Source organism: Pseudoalteromonas sp. 0303 (assembly GCF_013349995.1).
GTDB lineage: Bacteria > Pseudomonadota > Gammaproteobacteria > Enterobacterales > Alteromonadaceae > Pseudoalteromonas.
Genome location: NZ_JABVXF010000182.1, coordinates 1 through 369, shown reverse-complemented (window position 1 = coordinate 369; position 369 = coordinate 1). Strand labels below are relative to the sequence as shown.

The 369-nt window shown below is 47.2% G+C and carries 1 rRNA gene; it reads right to left on the bottom strand.

Annotation, left to right across the window (positions count from 1 at the left end):
* Window positions 1–257 precede the first annotated feature (257 nt).
* Window positions 258–369: ribosomal RNA gene (gene rrf, locus HUS62_RS22710) — 5S ribosomal RNA — on the bottom strand; the annotation flags it as partial.

The following is a 369-nucleotide window of genomic DNA, read 5'->3' as shown; positions in this document are numbered from 1 at the left end:
ATATGTTTGGGTTCAATGCTAATCACCAGTGATTTTATATAGCCTATATTAGATCAGATATTTAAGCGGAATGGTATAACTCGTGTTGGGTTTCGCTCCGCTCTACCCAACCTACCTGGAGAATGAATAGGGTGAATGCTGAGGGAGTCTCTGCACTAAACAACCCCACAGTTCAGCTGACGTCTGACGGCTGAAAGCTGACAGCTCCCAGACGCAAAAAAGCCCGACTCTTTCGAATCGGGCTTTCTTTAATAGGATCCTGGCGATGACCTACTTTCACATGGCAAATGCCACACTATCATCGGCGCTGTTTCGTTTCACTACTGAGTTCGGCATGGGGTCAGGTGGGTCCAAAACGCTATTGTCACC